This window comes from Arthrobacter sp. Ld5 (assembly GCF_051172775.1).
GTDB lineage: Bacteria > Actinomycetota > Actinomycetes > Actinomycetales > Micrococcaceae > Arthrobacter_D.
Window position 1 is genome coordinate 252,552 of sequence record NZ_JBPKBO010000022.1, and the last position, 18,896, is coordinate 271,447.

The 18,896-nt window shown below is 71.9% G+C and carries 13 protein-coding genes; 5 read left to right on the forward strand and 8 right to left on the reverse strand.

Annotation, left to right across the window (positions count from 1 at the left end):
• Positions 1-147: 147 nt before the first annotated feature.
• A complete protein-coding gene (gene clpB, locus ACSGDB_RS11965; RefSeq protein WP_434994974.1) occupies positions 148-2,772 on the forward strand; it encodes an ATP-dependent chaperone ClpB in 2,625 nt (874 codons plus the stop codon).
• Positions 2,773-2,834: 62 nt separating this feature from the next.
• Here clpB and ACSGDB_RS11970 read toward each other — a convergent pair whose 3' ends face one another.
• Entirely contained in the window at positions 2,835-4,001 is a 1,167-nt protein-coding gene (locus ACSGDB_RS11970; protein ID WP_434994975.1) for a septum formation family protein, read from the reverse strand.
• 307 nt (positions 4,002-4,308) lie between these two features.
• Here ACSGDB_RS11970 and ACSGDB_RS11975 point away from each other — a divergent pair, with 307 nt between their 5' ends.
• Positions 4,309-4,548, forward strand: a complete 240-nt coding sequence (locus tag ACSGDB_RS11975) for a DUF3073 domain-containing protein (RefSeq protein ID WP_434994977.1) — start codon at positions 4,309-4,311, stop codon at positions 4,546-4,548.
• Positions 4,549-4,678: 130 nt separating this feature from the next.
• Here the strand turns inward: ACSGDB_RS11975 and ACSGDB_RS11980 are convergent, their stop codons facing one another.
• Positions 4,679-5,839: an ROK family transcriptional regulator gene (locus ACSGDB_RS11980; RefSeq protein ID WP_434994979.1), complete on the reverse strand. Its 1,161-nt coding sequence runs from the start codon at positions 5,837-5,839 to the stop codon at positions 4,679-4,681.
• Positions 5,840-6,105: 266 nt separating this feature from the next.
• Here ACSGDB_RS11980 and ACSGDB_RS11985 point away from each other — a divergent pair, with 266 nt between their 5' ends.
• A complete protein-coding gene (locus tag ACSGDB_RS11985; protein WP_434994981.1) occupies positions 6,106-6,723 on the forward strand; it encodes a hypothetical protein in 618 nt (205 codons plus the stop codon).
• Between the two features lie 73 nt (positions 6,724-6,796).
• Here the strand turns inward: ACSGDB_RS11985 and ACSGDB_RS11990 are convergent, their stop codons facing one another.
• From ACSGDB_RS11990 to ACSGDB_RS12000, 3 genes are all read right to left on the reverse strand, one after another.
• Positions 6,797-8,281 carry an FGGY family carbohydrate kinase gene (locus tag ACSGDB_RS11990; protein WP_434994982.1) on the reverse strand — a complete coding sequence of 495 codons (1,485 nt, stop codon included), beginning with the start codon at positions 8,279-8,281 and terminating at the stop codon, positions 6,797-6,799.
• 3 nt (positions 8,282-8,284) lie between these two features.
• Positions 8,285-9,475, reverse strand: coding sequence for a xylose isomerase (xylA, locus tag ACSGDB_RS11995; RefSeq protein WP_434994983.1), 1,191 nt, complete (start codon positions 9,473-9,475; stop codon positions 8,285-8,287).
• Between the two features lie 66 nt (positions 9,476-9,541).
• Positions 9,542-10,579, reverse strand: a complete 1,038-nt coding sequence (locus tag ACSGDB_RS12000; RefSeq protein ID WP_434994985.1) for a LacI family DNA-binding transcriptional regulator — start codon at positions 10,577-10,579, stop codon at positions 9,542-9,544.
• Between the two features lie 179 nt (positions 10,580-10,758).
• Between ACSGDB_RS12000 and ACSGDB_RS12005 the strand changes: the two genes are divergently transcribed.
• Positions 10,759-11,898 (forward strand): endo-1,4-beta-xylanase, encoded by a 1,140-nt coding sequence (locus ACSGDB_RS12005; RefSeq protein ID WP_434994987.1) that lies wholly within the window; start codon positions 10,759-10,761, stop codon positions 11,896-11,898.
• 29 nt (positions 11,899-11,927) lie between these two features.
• Positions 11,928-14,966 (forward strand): endo-1,4-beta-xylanase, encoded by a 3,039-nt coding sequence (locus tag ACSGDB_RS12010; RefSeq protein WP_434994989.1) that lies wholly within the window; start codon positions 11,928-11,930, stop codon positions 14,964-14,966.
• 78 nt (positions 14,967-15,044) lie between these two features.
• Here ACSGDB_RS12010 and purM read toward each other — a convergent pair whose 3' ends face one another.
• From purM to ACSGDB_RS12025, 3 genes are read right to left on the reverse strand one after another with little or no spacing between them, the layout of a single operon-like run.
• A complete protein-coding gene (gene purM / locus ACSGDB_RS12015; protein ID WP_434994990.1) occupies positions 15,045-16,160 on the reverse strand; it encodes a phosphoribosylformylglycinamidine cyclo-ligase in 1,116 nt (371 codons plus the stop codon).
• Positions 16,157-17,716 carry an amidophosphoribosyltransferase gene (gene purF / locus ACSGDB_RS12020; RefSeq protein ID WP_434994991.1) on the reverse strand — a complete coding sequence of 520 codons (1,560 nt, stop codon included), beginning with the start codon at positions 17,714-17,716 and terminating at the stop codon, positions 16,157-16,159. Before purF ends, purM begins: the two co-directional genes overlap by 4 nt.
• 48 nt (positions 17,717-17,764) lie before the next feature.
• Positions 17,765-18,886 (reverse strand): EAL domain-containing protein, encoded by a 1,122-nt coding sequence (locus ACSGDB_RS12025; protein ID WP_434994992.1) that lies wholly within the window; start codon positions 18,884-18,886, stop codon positions 17,765-17,767.
• Between the last annotated feature and the right edge of the window lie 10 nt (positions 18,887-18,896).

Sequence of the window (18,896 nt, forward strand, 5' to 3'; positions counted from 1 at the left end):
ATCACATCTGGACCGATGGCCGTTGCATGCTCTACGCCGGCGCCGCGAGGCCTCCGGAACCCGGAATAGCGGGGCGACGCCGAAAGTTGAGTCGAGTACACTCAAGGCAACAGCCGCATCGATCATCGAACTGGAAAGGAACCGCGCGTGGATACCAACTTCACCACCAAGAGCCGTGAGGTGCTGTCAGCCGCTGCGATGAACGCGTCCACGGCGGGCAATGCCCAGATCGAGCCGCCGCATTTCCTCAAGGCGCTGCTCGACCAGCGGGACGGCATCGCCGTCGCCCTGCTCCGGGCGGCGGGCGCCGATCCCGACACCGTGAGCGTCCAGGCGAGCTCCGCGATCAAGGCCCTGCCGTCGTCGTCCGGCTCGTCCGTCGCGCAGCCGCAGTTCTCGCGCGGCGCCCTGCAGGTGGTCAGTGCCGCGCAGCAGGAGGCGGAGACGCTCGGGGACCAGTTCGTGTCCACCGAGCACCTCCTGCTGGCCCTGGCGGCGGACGGGGGAGCGGCCGGCGGCGTCCTCCGGTCCGTCGGCCTCACCCGGGAGGCGCTCGCCGCCGAGCTGCCCGGCGTGAGGGGGGACAAGCGGGTGACGACGCCGGATCCCGAGAACACGTTCCAGGCGCTCGAGAAATTCGGCGTCGACCTCACCGAGGTGGCCCGCAGCGGGAAACTCGACCCGGTGATCGGCCGGGACGCCGAGATCCGCCGCGTGGTGCAGGTGCTCAGCCGCCGCACCAAGAACAACCCCGTGCTCATCGGCGAACCCGGCGTCGGCAAGACCGCCGTCGTCGAGGGGCTGGCGCAGCGCATGGTCGCCGGGGACGTCCCCGAGTCCCTCCGCGGGAAGCGGCTCATCAGCCTGGACCTCGGCTCGATGATCGCGGGCGCCAAGTACCGCGGTGAGTTCGAGGAGCGGCTGAAGGCCGTGCTCGAGGAGATCAAGGGTTCCAACGGGCAGGTGGTGACCTTCATCGACGAACTCCACACCGTGGTGGGGGCGGGCGCGTCCGAGGGGTCGATGGATGCCGGCAACATGCTCAAGCCCATGCTCGCGCGCGGTGAGCTCCGGCTGATCGGCGCGACGACGCTGGACGAGTACCGCGAGAACGTCGAGAAGGACCCGGCGCTCGAGCGCCGGTTCCAGCAGGTCTACGTGGGCGAACCGTCCGTGGCCGACACGGTGGGCATCCTGCGCGGGCTGAAGCAGCGCTACGAGGCGCACCACAAGGTCTCCATCGCGGACTCCGCCCTCGTCGCCGCCGCGACGCTCTCCCACCGCTACATCCCCGGACGGCAGCTCCCGGACAAGGCGATCGACCTCGTGGACGAGGCCGCCTCGCACCTGCGCATGGAGATCGACTCGGCCCCCGTGGAGATCGACGAGCTGCGCCGCTCCCTCGAACGCATGCACATGGAGGAGATGGCCCTCTCCCGCGAGAAGGACGAGGCGTCCCTCGAGCGGATCCAGGCCCTGCGGGCCGAGATGGCCGACCGCCAGGAGGAGCTCAACGCCCTGAATGCACGGTGGGAGGCGGAGAAGGCGGGCCTGAACCGCGTGGGTGACCTGAAGGCCTCCCTCGACGACCTGCGCTCACAGGCCGACCGCGCCCAGCGCGAGGGCGACCTCGAGACGGCGTCGCGCATCCTCTACGGCGAGATCCCGCGCGTGGAGCGCGAGTTGCGCGAGGCCCAGGCCGCCGAGGAGCAGACGGCGAACGCCCCCGAGCTGATGGTCGCGGAGGAGGTCACCGCGAACGACATCGCCGAGGTCATCTCCGCCTGGACGGGCATCCCGGCCGGCCGCATGCTCCAGGGCGAGAGCGAGAAGCTGCTCGCCATGGAGCAGGCCATCGGCGCGCGGCTGATCGGGCAGCAGCGGGCGGTGGCGGCGGTGTCCGACGCCGTCCGGCGCGCCCGGGCCGGTGTCTCGGACCCGAACCGGCCCACCGGGTCCTTCCTGTTCCTCGGGCCCACGGGCGTGGGCAAGACGGAACTCGCGAAGGCGCTCGCGGACTTCCTGTTCGACGACGAGCGGGCGATGGTCCGGATCGACATGTCCGAGTACTCGGAGAAGCACTCGGTGGCCCGCCTCGTCGGCGCCCCTCCGGGGTATGTGGGCTACGAGGAGGGCGGCCAGCTCACGGAGGCCGTGCGGCGCCGCCCGTACAGCGTGGTGCTGCTGGACGAGGTGGAGAAGGCGCACCCGGAGGTCTTCGACCTGCTGCTGCAGGTGCTCGACGACGGCCGGCTGACCGACGGGCAGGGGCGCACGGTCGATTTCCGGAACGTCATCCTCGTGCTCACGTCCAACCTCGGCTCGCAGTTCCTCGTGGACCCGGCCCTCGACGACGCCGCGAAGCGCGCCGCCGTGATGTCCGCGGTGAACGCGAACTTCCGGCCCGAGTTCCTCAACCGCCTCGACGACGTCGTGGTCTTCGACCCGCTGAGCCTGGATGAGCTCTCGAGGATCGTGGATCTCCAGGTCAGGGCGCTCGCCGACCGGCTGCACGATCGCCGGCTCGAGCTCGACGTCACGGCGGCGGCCGGCGAGTGGCTGGCCCTCACCGGGTTCGACCCGGCGTACGGCGCCCGTCCGCTCCGTCGGCTCGTGCAGCGCGAGATCGGCGACCGGCTGGCGAAGGGCATCCTGGCCGGGGAGATCGTCGACGGCGACACCGTCCTCGTCGACCGCCCGGCGCCGGACGGGGACGCGCTCGGCGGGGCCGGGCCCGAGGCCGGCGGCCTGGTGGTGCACGCCGTCCGCTGATCCGGCCGGGCGTACGAGGGGGCCCACATGCCCCCTCGTACGCCCGGGTGCCGTCGGTCGGGTCAGGGCATCAGCAAACTTCGGCTGACCGGGCCGCCGTCCTCGACCACCGCGAAGCAGTCCACGCGGCGGTCGCCGTCCGCCCAGGTGCCCTCCGTCGGGGTGGCATGCAGGAGCGTGACCCGGAGGTCCTCGGTGAGGACGTCGGGGTCGATGCTGGACGAGGCCGTGGCGCACGCCGCCTCGGCGCGCAGCCCCAGCTGGTCGCGTCCCGGGAACTCGGCGTCGTCGGCGTAGTTCTCGCTCGCCACGAGCTGCGCGTTGTGCGGCTCCGAGCAGTCGACCAGGACCGCCTCCTCCGTGATGTCCGTGAACTCCGCGAGGCATTCCCCGGCCGCGAGCGACGACGGATCCACCCGGCCCTCGTCCTGCCCTCCGCCGAGCAGCGAGACGAGGAGCCAGACGAGGAGCCCGAGCAGGAGGAGGGCGCCGCCGACGAGCAGCGCGAGCGGGAGGACGCCGCTCCTGGGGCGGGCGCGGTCCCGCTTCGGGTGGACCTCGCCCGCCGGTTCGCCGCCCGGTTCGCCCGGAGGCGTCGGGACCCACCCCGCGCGGGGTGCGCGGTCGCCGTCCGGGGTCTCGCGGGAGGCCCCGGGCGCCGAGGATCCGGTGCGTCTGGGAAGGCTGCCGGGATGGGCGCCGAGGCGTTCCGCGCCGGGGGCGCCGCCCTGCGGAGGGACCGCGCGGGGGCCATCGGCCGGGTGACCCGCCGTCGTTCCCGCTGTCGGTCCGTCCTCGTCCACGCGGCCCGTCGCCGGGTCGTCCTGATCTCCGGCGGTCCCTCCCGCGGGCGCGGTCCCGTCCGGGGCGGCCTTGACGGACGGGGCGTCGGGCGGCATCGGACCGCCCACCAGGGTCCCCGCCTCCTCGGCCTCGGCCGCGACGGCGCGGGCCTCCGCGGCGGCGTCGTCGAGCGACGCCGCCTCCGCGACCTCGGGGCTGATCCGCGCCGGCTCGAGGGCGGGTTCCTCGAGGTCGAGGCTGCCCGGCGCCACCGTCAGTTCGGGCTCCAGCGTCTCGCCGGAGATGTCCGGTTCGTCGAGGACCACGGTGTCCGGGTCCAGCACGGCGGCGTCCTCCATGTCTCCCGAGCCGTCGGCAGCGTCCGGTCCGGGCTCGTGGCCGGGCTCCTCACGGGGATCCCCCGGCACCTGCTCCTCGTTGCTCATGGTGGGCCGTTGTCTCCTTGCACTCCTGGCCGGATGGTCGATACCATGGCCGGCATTCCGACGTCGAGTCGACTCTATCCAAGATCACCTCCGAAGAAGACGGTCCGGGGGAGATTCTGTGGCACGGACCGTGCCCCGGTGGTCGACGGGCCCTTCGCGGGGGCCTGGCGGCCGCGCACTCGGGTGCCTTCGAAAACATGTAACCTATACTTACGACAAATCGACCAAATACTCCGGGGCCTCGCTGCAGCCTTGGGCCTCGTGCCCCAGTGACCACCTCGGATCGACGCACAAAGGGGGTCACGCCATGGGGCGCGGCCGTCAAAAGGCAAAAGCTACCAAGCAGGCCAGGGACATGAAGTATTTCAGCCCGGCCACGGACTATTCGGCACTGCAGCGAGAGCTCACAGGCCCGGGCAGTCGCGCATCCACCCGGCGTTCGGAGCCTCTCGAGCCGGTCGAGCCCGACTACTCGGAGTATGCGGACAAGTACGCCGACGAACTCGACGACGACGGCGAGGAGAGCGGCTCGCGCCGCACCGGCTGATCCGGGCCGGCATTCCTCCGTCGGTCGGCTCTGCCGACCGGCACCTTCAGAACCATACGGCGCATCGACCCCTCGGGGACGGTGTGCCGTCCTGCGTGCCCGGACGGCACTGTCCCGCCGAATACCGGCGTCAGGCCGGGAACGCGAGGAGGGGCCGGAAGGCCAGCTCCGCGGCGCCGACGAGCAGGAGCTCCGGTCCGAGCGCCGCGCGCCGCACCGTGACCCGCCCGGCGAGGGAGCCCGTGTTGACGGCGTCGGCGAGCCGGCCGCCCCGCCATTCCACGAGCGCTCCGAGGAACCCGCCGAGGACGATCAGGTCCGGGTCGAAGATGTTCACGAAGTCCGTGAGCGCGACGGCGAGCAGATCCAGCTGTCGGTCGGCCTCCGCCCGCACCGCCTCGGGCGGGTCGCCCGCCAGCACGCGTTCGAGGGCCTCGATGCCCCCACCGTCCAGGCCCGCCGCCCCGAGCAGCCGTTCGAGGCGGACCTCGGCATCGAGGCAACCCGCACGGCCGCAGTGGCATGCCCGTCCGCCCGGGCTGACGAGCGTGTGACCCAGTTCGCCGCCGTACCCCCGGCTGCCGACCAGCTGCGCGCCCCCGCTCACGATGCCGCCGCCGATGCCGCTGGCGCTGCCGTTGAGGTAGAGCGCGTCACCGACGCCGAGCGCTGCACCGAAGATGCTCTCCGCGAGCGATCCGAGGGATGCGTCATTGGCCGCCACGGCGGGGAGCCCGAGGGCGCTGCCGAAGGGACCCGTGAGGTCGACGTCGTGCCAGCCCAGGTGCGGCGCGACGAGCACGCGTCCCGTGTCCGCGTTGACGAGTCCGGGCACCGCGATCCCCGCGCCGAGCACCCGGTCGAGTCCGGCGAGGGCAGGATGCAGGCCCGCCACGATCTCGCCGGTGAGCCGGACCGCGTCCTCGAGCGAGGGGACGCCCGGGGTCTCGCGGCGGACCCTTGCGTGGACGTGGCCGCCGAGCCCCACGACACCGACCGTCAGGGCGTCGATGTCCGGGTTGACGGCGATCACCGCCACGCCCGGGTTCGCCTGCACGATCGGGCTGGGGCGGCCCACCCGGCCGCCGACGGCCGGTTCGGTCTCGCGGACGAGGTTCTTCCCGGTGAGCGCCGAGACCAGGGCACCCACCGTGGAACGGTTGAATCCGCTGCGCCGGGTGAGTTCGGCCCGGGACAGGGGGCCGCCACGATGGACCATGGTGAGGATCTGGGAGAGGTGCTGGGCGCGCAGCCCCTCGGTACCGTTCGCCCCGCCGGGTAGTGACCGCACTGTTCCGGATCCTCCTTCGTCCTGCAGGAGCCTCCTGCGCGTCGCCTCGCCCTATCGTATCCAGCGCCTCGGGGGGTGCCGCCGATCAGGCGCGCTCCCCGGACGGGAGGGTGGCGCGGACTGGGCGCGGTGCCCGTGTCGACCCCACGTGACGGGTTGCATACGCCGGCGCTGTCCACCACGATAGTAAGCAGACTGATTATGTTGTCCGGCGGTGGGAACCGTGCACGGCATGATCATCCCGACTATCGAGGAGGACCAGCATCATGGCATCAGAGAACACAGCAGGAGCGAGCACCCCGAGGGGTCGCCGGAACGACATCGTAGCCGCGGAGAAGGAGCAGTTCGGCGGGATCAAGTTCGGCTCGGCGTTCTTCGGCTGGCTGACCGCGATCGGCCTGACGGTCATCCTCAGCGCCCTCGCGACGGCGGTCGGCGTCGGCATCGGGGCCTCCTCGGCGAGCACGGCGGGCGACGCAGCGAACCAGGCCACCGAGAACGCCGGCACGATCGGCATCGTCAGCGGGATCGTCCTGGCGATCATCCTGTTCGTCGCCTACTACTGCGGCGGCTACGTCGCGGGGCGGATGGCGCGCTTCGACGGCGCCAAGCAGGGTCTCGCCGTCTGGCTGTGGGGCATCATCGTCGCGGTCGTCCTGGCGATCCTCGCCGCCGTCGCCGGTGACCAGTTCAACGTACTGTCCAGCCTCGACGGCGCACCGAGCATCCCCGTGGACGGCAGTGCCCTCACCACGAGCGGACTCATCGGTCTCGCCATCGCCGTCCTCATCCCCCTGATCGCGGCGATCCTCGGCGGAAAGGCCGGCATGCACTTCCACCGCAAGGTCGACCAGGTCGGCATCGACCACAGGGCCCGCGTCTAGCAGACCCCGCACCACCGCAGACCGCCGCGAGGCACCACCCGACGGGTGGTGCCTCGCGGCGTTCGGGCGGACCTCAGAACCGGAGGGACCCCACCGTTGTCCGGTACTGCTCGCGGATGAGCGGCCGGTGGTCGATGGGGCGGTCGGCGGCGTCGACCGACCATGACGGCCGCGAGCCCGTCATGACCCACGCGGCCTGGACCGCGGCCCCCCGCGCCACGTATTCGCCGGGGGCCGGGACGCGGACCGGCAGGTCGAACACCTGCGCCGCCACCTCCTGCACGGCGGCGTTCTGCGCGGCGCCGCCGATGAGCAGCAGATGGCGCGGCCGCACCCCCGCGGCGCGGACCGCGTCCAGGGCATCGGCCAGTCCGCACAGCATGCCCTCGATCGCCGCCCGGGCCAGGTTCGCCCGCGTGGCGGACGCGATACTGAGGTTGTGGACGCTGGCCTTCGCCGTCGGGAGATTCGGGGTGCGCTCCCCCTCGAAGTACGGCACGAGGACCACGCCGTCCGAGCCCGGCGCCGCGGTGACGGCCAGCTCCGCGAAGCCGCCCTGGTCCACGCCGAGCAGCCCCGCCGCCGAGGACAGGACCCGCGCGGCGTTGAGGGTGGCCACGAGCGGCAGGAACAGGCCGCCGGCGTCGGCGAACCCGGCGACGGCGCCGCCGGCATCCGCCACGGGTTCGGCGGCGACGGCGAAGACCGTGCCGCTGGTGCCGAGGGACACGACGACGTCGCCCTCCTCCGCGCCGAGCCCGAGGGCTGCACCCGCGTTGTCGCCGGCGCCTGCGCCGAGCAGGATGCGCCGATCGCCCGCTGCCGTGAGGGAGGGATGCACGGCGCCTGCGGTCCGGTCCGCGGGCAGGACCCGGGGGAGGATCACCGCCCCCGGGTCCGCGGCATGTGTCCCGTGCGTCCCGTGCGCCTCGCGGGCCGGGCGGCCGAGCACGTGCTCGAACAGCGGGAGGTCGTACGCATCCGCTGCCGGGTTCCAGTAGCCGGTGCCGCTCGCGTCGGAGCGGTCGGTCACGAGCTCCTCGAGCACGGGCCCGAGCGGCGATTCGCCGTCGGGCCCGAATCCGCGCAGCCGCCAGGTCAGCCAGTCGTGGGGGAGTGCCACGGCGGCGATCGCCGGGACGACGTCGGGCTCGGCGTCGCGCACCCAGCGCACCTTGGTGGCGGTGAAGGACGCGACGGGCGCGGACCCCGTGCGGGAGACGATCTCCGCGAGGCCGAGTTCGCCGATCAGGTCCCGGGCGGCGCCCGCGGAGCGGGTGTCGTTCCACAGCAGCGCGTCACGGAGGACCCTCCCGTCCCGGCCGAGCAGCACCATCCCGTGCTGCTGGCCGGCGACGGCGAGCGCGTCGACGTCGTCCCCGAGGCCGTCCGCGGCGTCCAGCGCGGTGCGCAGCGCCTGCCACCAGGCCTCCGGGTCCACCTCCGTGCCCTCCGGGTGGAGGGCACGGCCGGTACGGACCTCGGTGCCCGTGACGGTGTCGACGACGACGACCTTGCAGCTCTGCGTCGAGGAGTCGACGCCGGCAACGAGGGCCATGGGTCAGCGGGCCCCGAGCAGGTGCTCGATGAAGAGCTGCTGCAGCTTCACGAACCCGAAGCCCTTGCCGTTGAAGTAGGCGTCCGCGTCGAAGTCCTCGTAGGAGGAGCGGTCGGCGCGCAGCGACTCGTAGCCCTCGCCGGCGTTGAGCGTGGGCTCGTTGATCTCGGACACCCGGGACGCCGTGAGGGCTGCCTGGACCTCTGGGTCGGCGCGGAACGCGGCCGCGCGTTCCTTGAGCAGCAGGTAGGTCTGCATGTTCGCGGCCGCGGAGTCCCACACGCCGTCCATGTCCTCGGTGCGGCTGGGCTTGTAGTCGAAGTGGCGCGGCCCGTCGTAGGACGGGCCGCCCGCCGGGCCGCCGTTCTCCAGCAGGTCCACGAGCGAGAACGCGTTCTGCAGATCGCCGTGCCCGAACACGAGGTCCTGGTCGAACTTGATGCTGCGCTGGCCGTTCAGGTCGATGTGGAACAGCTTGCCCTGGTAGAGGGCCTGCGCGATGCCGTGCGTGAAGTTCAGGCCCGCCATCTGCTCGTGGCCGGTCTCGGGGTTGATGCCCACCAGTTCCGGGCGCTCGAGGGTCTCGATGAAGGCCATCGCGTGCCCGAGCGTGGGCAGGAGGATGTCGCCGCGGGGCTCGTTCGGCTTGGGCTCGATCGCGAAGCGGATGTCGTAGCCCTTGTCGGTGACGTAGTCTCCGAGCAGGTTCACGGCCTCGCGGTAGCGCTCGAGGGCGCCACGGATGTCCTTGGCGGCGTCGTACTCGCTGCCCTCACGGCCACCCCACATGACGAAGGTCGTGGCGCCGAGTTCGGCGGCGAGGTCGATGTTGTCCAGGACCTTGCGGAGGGCGAAGCGGCGGACGCCGCGGTCGTTGCTGGTGAAGCCGCCGTCCTTGAAGACCGGGTGGCTGAAGAGGTTCGTCGTCACCATGGGGACGATCAGTCCGGTGGCGTCGAGGGCTCCCTTGAGGCGGTCGATCTGCGCCTGCCGCTCGCCGGCGCTCGAGCCGAAGGGGAAGAGGTCGTCGTCGTGGAAGGTGATGCCGTAGGCGCCGAGGTCGCTCAGGCGGTGGACGGCCTCGACGGCGTCGAGGGGCGGGCGGGTCGCGGAACCGAACTGGTCCTGGGCCTCCCAGCCCACCGTCCAGAGGCCGAAGGAGAATTTGTCGTCACGGGTGGGCTCGATCGTCATTGAGTGCTCCAGAAGGTGTGTGCCTAATATGTTGTGGTTACAAACATATTAGGTTTGACCCCGGAGTCAAGTGCTGCGTTCTCCGTGCAGAGCCCGGACGCTCGCGCGCTGGATCAGCCGCGTGGAGAGCTCGATACGCGGACTCTCGACCGACTGGCCGCGCACGAGCCGGACGAGGGTCCGGGCCGCGAGGCTCCCCATCTCGGAGAGGGGCTGCCGGACGGTCGTCAGGGGCGGGGAGGCCCAGCCGGCCTCGGGGAGGTCGTCGAAGCCGACGACGCTGAGGTCGTCCGGGATGCGCAGGCCCTGCTGGCGCGCCGCCTCGTACACCCCGAGGGCCATCTGGTCGCTCGCCGCGAAGACGGCGGTCGGCCGGTCGGCCAGTGCGAGGAGCTCCGTGCCGGCGGAGAATCCGGAGGCGTAGTCGAAGTCGCCGCCGACGACGAGCGCCGGGTCGAAGGCGATGCCGGCGGCGTCGAGCCCGGCCCGGTAGCCGTCGAGGCGCGCCCTGCTGCACCACAGGCCCGGGCGCCCCGCCACGAACGCGATCCGGCGGTGGTTGTGCTGGAGAAGGTGCTCCGTCGCGGTGACGGCGCCCGTCCAGTTGGTTGCTCCGATGGTCGGCAACTCGAGGTCGGGCACTCCGGCCGGGTCGACGACGACGAGCGGGAGGTTCAGGCGCTTCAGTTCCGCATGCAGGAACGAATCCAGGTCGGTCGTCACCAGGATGGCCCCGTCGCTGGCCCGGGCCGCCAGGGTGTCGAGCCACTTGCGCGTCGATTCGGTGCCCCCGCGGCGGTGGATCGCCGAGACGACCACGGACAGTCCCTCCGCGTTGACCGACTCCTCGACGCCCCGGATGATCTCGACCGCCCAGGGGCTGTCGAGATCGTTGAACACGAGGTCCACGAGCCCCGAGGATGCCGAGGGTCCCGCTCCGCGCCGCCGGTAACCGTATTCCCGCAGCAGCACCTCGACGCGCTCCCGGGTGGCGGGGGCGACATCGGACCGGCCGTTGAGGACGCGGGACACCGTGGGGATCGACACGCCCGCCGCGGACGCGATGTCGGAGATCGTCACCGCAGGGTGGGCATTGTCCTGCACGGCGTCCTCCTCGGGAAGCCCCGAGGCTGCAATGAGGCACCCCCGGGGTCGGATATCACCGCACCCTTGACCTCCCGGGTGCGGTGTTCCTAACCTACAGCAACGGTATTTCCGGAAACTTCCGGAAACGTTTCGGTCCCCCGATCGGATCCGTCCTCACGTACCTCAAAGGAGAGCTCATGCAGGTTCGTCCATCCCTCGCCGCGGCAGTCCTCGCGTCGGCCATGCTTCTTCCCGCCGCTGCGCCGGCCCTCGCCGGGCAGCACCAGGCGCCCCGCCCGCACGGCATCGAGAAGAAGGACACCCTCCGCTGGGTGGCCCCGCAGGACCTCGAGATCGGCACCGCCGTCGCCGGCGGCGGCCACCACGAGACCCAGCCGTATCCGGATCCCTTCACCTTCGACCAGGACTACCGGAACCGCCTCGCCGCGGAGTTCAGCTCGGTCTCGCCCGAGAACCAGCTGAAGTGGGAATTCGTCCACCCCGAGCAGGGCACGTACCGGTTCGCCGAGATGGACGCGATCGTGGAGTTCGCGCAGCAGAACAAGCAGGTGGTCCGCGGCCATACCCTCTTCTGGCACAGCCAGAACCCCGCCTGGCTCGAGGAGGGTGACTTCACGAAGGACGAGCTCCGCGCGATCCTCAAGGACCACATCCAGACCGTGGTGGGCCGGTACGCCGGGAAGATCCAGCAGTGGGACGTCGCCAACGAGATCTTCAACGGGGACGGCACGCTGCGCACCACGGACAACATCTGGATCCGCGAACTGGGCCCGGAGATCATCGCCGATGCGTTCCGTTGGGCGCACGAGGCGGACCCCGAGGCCGCGCTGTTCTTCAACGACTACGGCGTGGAGGGCATCAACGCCAAGAGCAACGCCTACCTCGAACTGATCCCGCGGCTGCAGGCCCAGGGCGTCCCCGTGGACGGCTTCGCCATCCAGGGCCACCTCAGCACGCGCTACGGATTCCCGGGCGACCTGCAGGCCAACCTCCAGCGCTTCGACGACCTGGGCCTCGAGACGGCGATCACCGAGATCGACGTGCGCATGGACGTTGCTGCGGGAACCGCACCCACGGACGCCCAGCTCGCCACGCAGGCGGGCTACTACCAGCGCGCCCTCGAGGCGTGCGTCAACGTGGACGAGTGCAATTCCTTCACCATCTGGGGGTTCACCGACAAGTATTCCTGGGTGCCCGTGTTCTTCAGCGGCGAGGGCGAGGCGACGGTCATGTGGGACGACTTCACCCGCAAGCCCGCCTACTACGCGCTGCAGGACACCCTCGAGCAGGCGTCTCCCGGACGCGGCAACCGCTGACCATGAGCGACGACACGACAGGGAGAACCATGGGACGGCATCGTCTGGTCGCGGGCGCCACGGCCGTCGGCCTGCTGGCCGGAGCCGGCGCGCTGGCGCTGCCGGCCGCGTACGGCGAGGAGCCCGCAGTACTCCTCGCCGAGGACTTCGAGGACGGCGCCTTCGGGCCGCTGGTCCGGAACGGCGGGGCCGCGCTGTCGGTGGTCGACGCCGACGGCGACAAGGCGCTGCTGGTGCAGGGCAGGGCCAACGACTACGACGGCGTGAAGACGCCCGCCGACCTCCTGCAGGCCGGCGGCACCTACACCTTCTCCGCGCAGGTGAGACTGGCCGCCGCTCCCGGGACGACGACGTCGGCACGCTTCGTCGTCGAACCCGCCTACACCTGGGTGGGGAACACCACGGTCTCCGCCGATGCGTGGACCACGGTGACCGGGACCTTCAACGCCCCCGCCGGCGCGGACCCGGCCGCGCTCCGCGCCTACCTCGGAACGGGAGACCTCGGTGCACCGTACGACTACCTCGTGGACGACGTCATGATCACCGGGACCGCCGGGCCGGGCGACGGCGGCGCCTGGCAGCCCACGCCGGACCCCGCCTTCGTCCCGGGCGGCGCCACGAACCCCACGGCCACCCCGCTCGCTGCGGCTCGCGGCACCGGGAACGCCGTCGCCCTCACCTTCGACGACGGTCCCAATCCGGGCGAGACCGACGCCCTCCTCGACCTCCTGGGAGACAAGGGCGTCACCGCGACCTTCTGCCTCGTCGGGCGCAACATCCAGGCCCCGGGCGGTACCGAGCTGCTGCGTCGCATCGTGGCCGAGGGGCACACGCTCTGCAACCACGGCACGTCCTTCGCCGACATGGGCTCGTGGACGCAGGCGCAGGTGGAGACCGACCTGAAGGAGAACCTCCGCATCATCCGTGACGCAGCGGGCGATCCCGCCCTGCCGGTGCCCTACTTCCGGGCGCCGAACGGCAGCTGGGGCGCCACGGGTGAGGTCGCGGCCGCGCTCGGCATGCAGCCCCTGGGTCTCGGCAATGTCATCGCCGACTGGGACGGCAACGACCTCAGCGAAGCGACGCTGACCGCGAACCTCCGGAGGGCGTTCACCCCGGGTGCCGTGGTGCTCGCGCACGACGGCGGCGGGGACCGCTCGAACACCGTCAAGGCGGTCACCACCGTCGTCGAGGAGAAGCTGGCCGAGGGCTGGACGTTCACCCTGCCGCGCGGCGGGACGACCGACGCGCCGGCGGGGATCACCTCCGGCTTCGAGGCCGGGACGGACGGCTGGACGGCCCGGGGCGACGGCGTCCGGGTGACCCCCGATACCGATGCGCGCACGGGAACGGGCAGCCTGCTCGTCACCGGACGCACCCAGCCCTGGCACGGCGCCGCCCTCGACGTCACGGCGGACCTGCCCGTCGGCACGGCGGTGGAGGTGTCCGTCTGGGCGAAACTCGCTCCGGGGGAGGCGCCCGCCTCCCTCAAGGTCTCCGTGCAGCGCGACAACGGCACGGGAAGCGCCTACGAGGGCGTGGCCGGTGCGGGCGCGTCCGTCTCGGCCGACGCCTGGACGCAGCTCAGGGGCACCTACACGCTCGGCGCAGCGGCCGACAGGGCCCAGGTGTACGTCGAGGGCCCGGCCGGAACGGACTTCCTGCTGGACGACTTCAGCCTCGCGCCGATCGTCGAGACGCCGGTCCAGGCCGACCTCCCTGGGCTGAAGGATGTGCTCGGGTCCGACGGGATCGAACACGTCGGGGTCGCCGTCGACGCGCGCGAGACCGTCGGGACGGCGGCCGACCTCCTCCGGCAGCACTACAACGCCATCACCCCCGAGAACGCGGGCAAGCCCGAGAGCGTGCAGCCGGTCGAAGGCCGGTTCGCCTTCACCCAGCTGGACCAGCTCCTGGACTTCGCCGACGCGAACGACGTGAAGGTCTACGGCCATGTGCTCGCCTGGCACTCGCAGACCCCGGCCTGGTTCTTCAAGGACGGCACCCGCGACCTGACGAACAGTCCCGCAGACCAGGCCCTGCTGAAGGCCCGCATGGAAGCCCACATCAAGGGCATCGCCGACCACATCGATGCCCGCTACCCCGACGGGGACAGCCCCGTCTGGGCATGGGACGTCGTCAACGAGGTCATCGCCGACGGCGACACCGCCAACCCGCACGACATGCGGGACAGCCGGTGGTTCCAGGTCCTGGGGGAGGGATTCGTGGACGAGGCCTTCCGCCTCGCCGACCGCTACTTCCCCGACGCGGCCCTGTTCATCAACGACTACAACACCGAGATGCCGGAGAAGCGCGCCGACTACCTCTCGCTGATCGGCGCCCTCCAGGCACGCGACGTGCCGATCGACGGGGTGGGCCACCAGGCCCACGTGGACGTCGCCCGGCCGGTGGAGTGGCTCGAGGACTCCATCGTGGCGGTGGAGCGTCTGGACCCGGAGCTGCTGCAGGCCATCACCGAACTCGACGTGAACGCCTCGACGGAGAATACGGGCGCCGATGTCAGCGGTGCCCCCCAGGACCCGTACAGTCCGGCGTTCGAGGACGACGCGGATGCGGCGGCCGAGGTGGGCTACTACTACCGCGACCTGTTCGCGATGCTGCGGGACCATGACGAATCCGTGGACTCGGTGACCTTCTGGGGCATCAGCAACGCCCGCACCTGGCTGCGCACCTGGCCCATGGCACGCCCCTGGGAACAGCCCCTCCCGTTCGACGACGCGCTGCAGGCCACCCCGGCCTACTGGGGCATCGTGGACCCGTCCCGCCTGCCGGCCCGGCCTGCGGACGTCCTGCCGCCCCGGATCGCCGACCGGTCGGACGTCCAGGCCGTCTCGAACGGCGTCAGCGGCGCGAAGGTGAAGTATTCGCTACCGTCCGCCATCGACACCCTCGACGGTGAGGTGCCGCTGGACTGCGCTCCGGCACCGGGCTCGCGCTTCGTCATCGGCACGACCACGGTCACGTGCACCGCCACGGACGAAGCCGGCAACACCCGGACCAGCTCGTTCGACGTCGTCGTGACCCGCAAGCAGCCCGGGAGGCCGTGACCCGTCCCGCGCCACCCCGGCAGCAGCGAAGCCCCTGTCCTCTCCGGAGGGCAGGGGCTTCGTCGTCGGCGATGTGGATCAGGAGGCGTAGCCGCCGACGAGCCGCACCGAGCCGCCGTCCACGCCCTTGGCGCCCTGGACGTAGTCGGGTCCGTCGGTGCTCCCGCCGTCCGCGACCTGCACGCCGCCCATGACCCAGGACGGCACGCCGGCCGCGTCCAGCCGCGCCAGGGCGGCGTCGGCGCCCGCGGCCCCCACGATCGCGACCATGCCGACGCCGAGGTTGAGGGTGCGCTCGAGGTCCGGCAGGGGGACGGAGCCGAGCCGGGAGACGGTCGTGAAGACCGGCGGCAAGCCCCAGGTGGAGCGGTCCACGGTGGCCTCCAGCCCGCGGGGCAGCACGCGGGCGAGGTTCGCGGCGAGGCCGCCGCCGGTGACGTGGCTGAACCCGTGCACCTGCGCGGCGTCGTCCCGCGCGAGGGCGAGGCAGTCCGAGGCGTAGACCCGCGTGGGCTCGAGCAGTTCCTCGCCGAGCGTCCGCCCGAACTCGGGGACGTGGCGGTCCAGCGCCCACCCGGCCTCGCCGATGACGCGGCGGACCAGGGAGTAGCCGTTGGAGTGCAGGCCGGAGGAGGCCATGCCGATCACGACGTCGCCGGCCCGGACACGCTCGGGTCCGAGGACGCGGTCCGCCTCGACGACGCCCGTCGCCGCGCCGGCGACGTCGTACTCGTGCTCACCGAGCAGCCCCGGGTGCTCCGCCGTCTCCCCGCCCACCAGGGCGGTGCCGGCCACCGAGCAGGCGGCCGCGATGCCGCGGACGATGTCCGCGATGCGCTCCGGGACCACCTTCCCGCACGCGATGTAGTCCGTCATGAACAGCGGCTCCGCGCCGACCACCACGATGTCGTCCACGACCATGCCCACGAGATCGAACCCGATGGTGTCGTGGATGTCCAGGGCCTGCGCGATGGCCACCTTGGTGCCCACGCCGTCGGTCGACGTCGCGAGCAGCGGCCGGGTGTAGGTGAGGAGGCGGGAGACGTCGAAGAGCCCGGCGAAACCGCCGACCCCGCCGATGACCTGCTCGCCGTGCGTGGCCCGGACGGCGTCCTTCATGAGCTCGACGGCGCGGTCACCCGCCTCGACGTCCACTCCTGCGCTGGCGTACGTGATGGGGTTGGGGGCGCTCATACCCGCTCTTTCTTGTCGTCGACGGTCAGTACGGCTTCGAATTCGGCGTCCGGCCCCGGATCGCAGCCCACGGCGCCGGAGCGGTCGGCGGGGTCCGTGCGCTCGAGCAGGTTCTTGCCCAGGCGGTCGCCGCCGGGCAGCTCGATCGGGTACGTCCCGGTGAAGCAGGCCGTGCACAGGCGCTCGCGGGGCTGCTGCGTGGCGTCGATCATGCCGTCCTCGGAGATGTAGGCGAGGCTGTCGGCGCCCACGGACTTGCTGATCTCGTCGATCGCCGCACCGTTCGCGATGAGCTCGGCCCGGGACGCGAAGTCGATGCCGTAGAAGCAGGGCCAGCGCACGGGCGGCGAGGAGATCTTGACGTGGACCTCCGCGGCGCCGGCTTCGCGCAGCATCCGGACGACGGCGCGCTGCGTGTTGCCGCGGACGATCGAATCGTCCACCACGATGATGCGTTTGCCGCGGATGACGGACTCCAGGGCGTTGAGCTTGAGCCGGATGCCGAGCTGGCGGAGCGTCTGACTGGGCTGGATGAAGGTGCGGCCCACGTACGCGTTCTTCACGAAGCCGTGCGCGAAGGGGATCCCGGACTCCTCCGCGAAGCCGACGGCGGCCGGCGTCCCGGACTCGGGGACCGGGATCACGACGTCGGCGTCGGCCGTGTTCTCGCGGGCGAGCTGACGGCCCATCTCCACGCGGGCGTCGTACACGGAGCGCCCGGCGATGGCGGCGTCGGGCCGCGCCAGGTACACGTACTCGAAGACGCACCCGGCGGGGGTGGGGGCACCGAAGCGGCTGCTGCGCACGCCGTCCTCGTCGATCGCGATGAACTCGCCGGGCTCGATCTCGCGGATGAAGCTCGCGCCGACGGTGGCGAGCGCGGCCTGCTCCGAGGCGACCACCCACCCTCGCTCGAGGCGGCCGAGGACGAGGGGGCGCACGCCGTAGGTGTCCCGTGCCGCGTAGAGCGTCCCCTCGTCCATGAAGACGAAGCAGAACGCGCCGCGGATGCTCGGCAGCAGGGCGAGGGCCGTCTGTTCGAGGGAGCGGTCGTCGTCGCCGTCGAGGAGCGCGGTGACGAGGGCGGTGTCCGTGGTGTTGCCCTGCGCCATCTCGCCGGCGCGCGGCTTGCCGTGGCGTGCGAGGACCATCTCGTAGAGCTCGGCCGAGTTGGTGAGGTTGCCGTTGTGGGCGAGGGCCACGGTGCCCGCCGCGGTGGCGCCGAGGGTCGGCTGCGCGTTGGCCCAGTGGGAGGAGCCGGTCGTGGAGTAGCGGCAGTGGCCGACGGCGATGTGGCCGGTCAGGGTGTTGAGCGTGGCCTCGTCGAAGACCTGGGACACGAGGCCCATGTCCTTGTAGACGTTGATGCGGCGGCCGTCGCTCGTGGCGATGCCCGCCGACTCCTGGCCGCGGTGCTGCAGCGCGTACAGACCGTAGTAGGCGAGCTTGGCCACCTCCTCGCCCGGGGCCCAGACGCCGAACACGCCACAGGCGTCCTGCGGCCCTTTTTCGCCGGGAAGAAGATCGTGGGAGAGTTGTCCGTCGCCGCGCAGCATGCCGCCATTCTCTCACGACGCGGTCGGCCGCCCCTCTTCCGGGTGCGCCTATTGCGTGCCGGCCAGCTTCCCGATCAGCCGTTCCATCCGGGCGATCCCGACGAACCGTCCCGCGTTGTCCGTCACGAGCAGCGGGGCGAAGCGGGAGGCCGCCTCCCGGGTGACGGAGCGCGTGAGGGCCTCGCCGATCGGGGTGTCCACGTTGACGACCAGGCCGGTGGTGACGACGCCGAGGCGCGCCGCGTCCTCGGTGAGGACCGCCTGCGGCCTCCGCCCGTCGAGGAGGACGACGTCGGTGAGGTGCGGGTTCCCGTCGAACAGGGCCGCCGCCGCGCCCGGGGAGGGCGCCGTCGCCGCCGGTTCGACGACGCCGCGCACCGTCGACGCGGTGGTCCCGCGCTCCCGGGCGGCCAGGCGGAGCGCGAGGTCGGGGTCGAGGTCCTGCCAGGGCGGCGCCGGCCGGCCCAGGAGGTATCCCTGCACGAGGGGGACCCCGAGGGCCGCGAGGGTGTCGAGTTCCTCGACCCGCTCGATGCCCTCGGCGAGCAGCCAGGCGTCCACCCGGCCGGCGAAAAGCCCGATCATCTCCATCAGGGCACGCTTGGCCTCGTCCGTGTCGATGTCGCGTACGAGCTCCCGGTCCATCTTGATGATGGCGGGCCGCAGGGCGAGCAGGTGCTGCAGGCCCGCGTAGCCGGACCCGGCGTCGTCGACCGCGATCAGGGCGCCGGACGCACGCAGCGCGTCCAGGTGGGGTTCCAGGGCGAGGTAGGACTCGATGGGCGACTGCTCGGTCAGTTCCACGACGACGCCCGCGAGGTTCCCCTGCTCGGCCCAGACCTGCCGCACCAGGGGCGAGGAGAGCAGGGCGGGGGAGACGTTGACGGTGAGGAAGCAGTTCGCCGGGAGGGCCGCCCGGTGCACGAAGGCGCTGCGGAGCGCTGCCGCCTCGAGTGCCGCCGCGCACCCCTGCCGCCGCGCACGCGCGAACCACACCTCGGGATTCCTCTCCGCGTATCCGGGGAAGCGCACGAGCGCCTCGTAGCCGACCACCGTGCCGCGGACGGTGTCGATGATGGGCTGGTAGGCGGAGGTGATGCCCTCACCGAGGCACGCGGCGGCGAGCTCGGAGACCTCCTGCGCGGCCGTCGCCTGGCCCGGGGCCGCCATCGGGAGGGGG

What these genes read in the sequence shown, in the direction of transcription:
- ACSGDB_RS11970 (WP_434994975.1), bottom strand. Translation starts at nt 4,001, where the DNA reads ATGAGCAACGAGGAGCAGGTGCCGGGGGATCCCCGTGAGGAGCCCGGC.
- ACSGDB_RS11975 (WP_434994977.1), top strand. Translation starts at nt 4,309, where the DNA reads ATGGGGCGCGGCCGTCAAAAGGCAAAAGCTACCAAGCAGGCCAGGGAC.
- ACSGDB_RS11985 (WP_434994981.1), top strand. Translation starts at nt 6,106, where the DNA reads ATGGCATCAGAGAACACAGCAGGAGCGAGCACCCCGAGGGGTCGCCGG.
- ACSGDB_RS11990 (WP_434994982.1), bottom strand. Translation starts at nt 8,281, where the DNA reads ATGGCCCTCGTTGCCGGCGTCGACTCCTCGACGCAGAGCTGCAAGGTC.
- xylA (WP_434994983.1), bottom strand. Translation starts at nt 9,475, where the DNA reads ATGACGATCGAGCCCACCCGTGACGACAAATTCTCCTTCGGCCTCTGG.
- ACSGDB_RS12005 (WP_434994987.1), top strand. Translation starts at nt 10,759, where the DNA reads ATGCAGGTTCGTCCATCCCTCGCCGCGGCAGTCCTCGCGTCGGCCATG.
- ACSGDB_RS12010 (WP_434994989.1), top strand. Translation starts at nt 11,928, where the DNA reads ATGGGACGGCATCGTCTGGTCGCGGGCGCCACGGCCGTCGGCCTGCTG.
- purM (WP_434994990.1), bottom strand. Translation starts at nt 16,160, where the DNA reads ATGAGCGCCCCCAACCCCATCACGTACGCCAGCGCAGGAGTGGACGTC.
- purF (WP_434994991.1), bottom strand. Translation starts at nt 17,716, where the DNA reads ATGCTGCGCGGCGACGGACAACTCTCCCACGATCTTCTTCCCGGCGAA.
- ACSGDB_RS12025 (WP_434994992.1), bottom strand. Translation starts at nt 18,886, where the DNA reads ATGGCGGCCCCGGGCCAGGCGACGGCCGCGCAGGAGGTCTCCGAGCTC.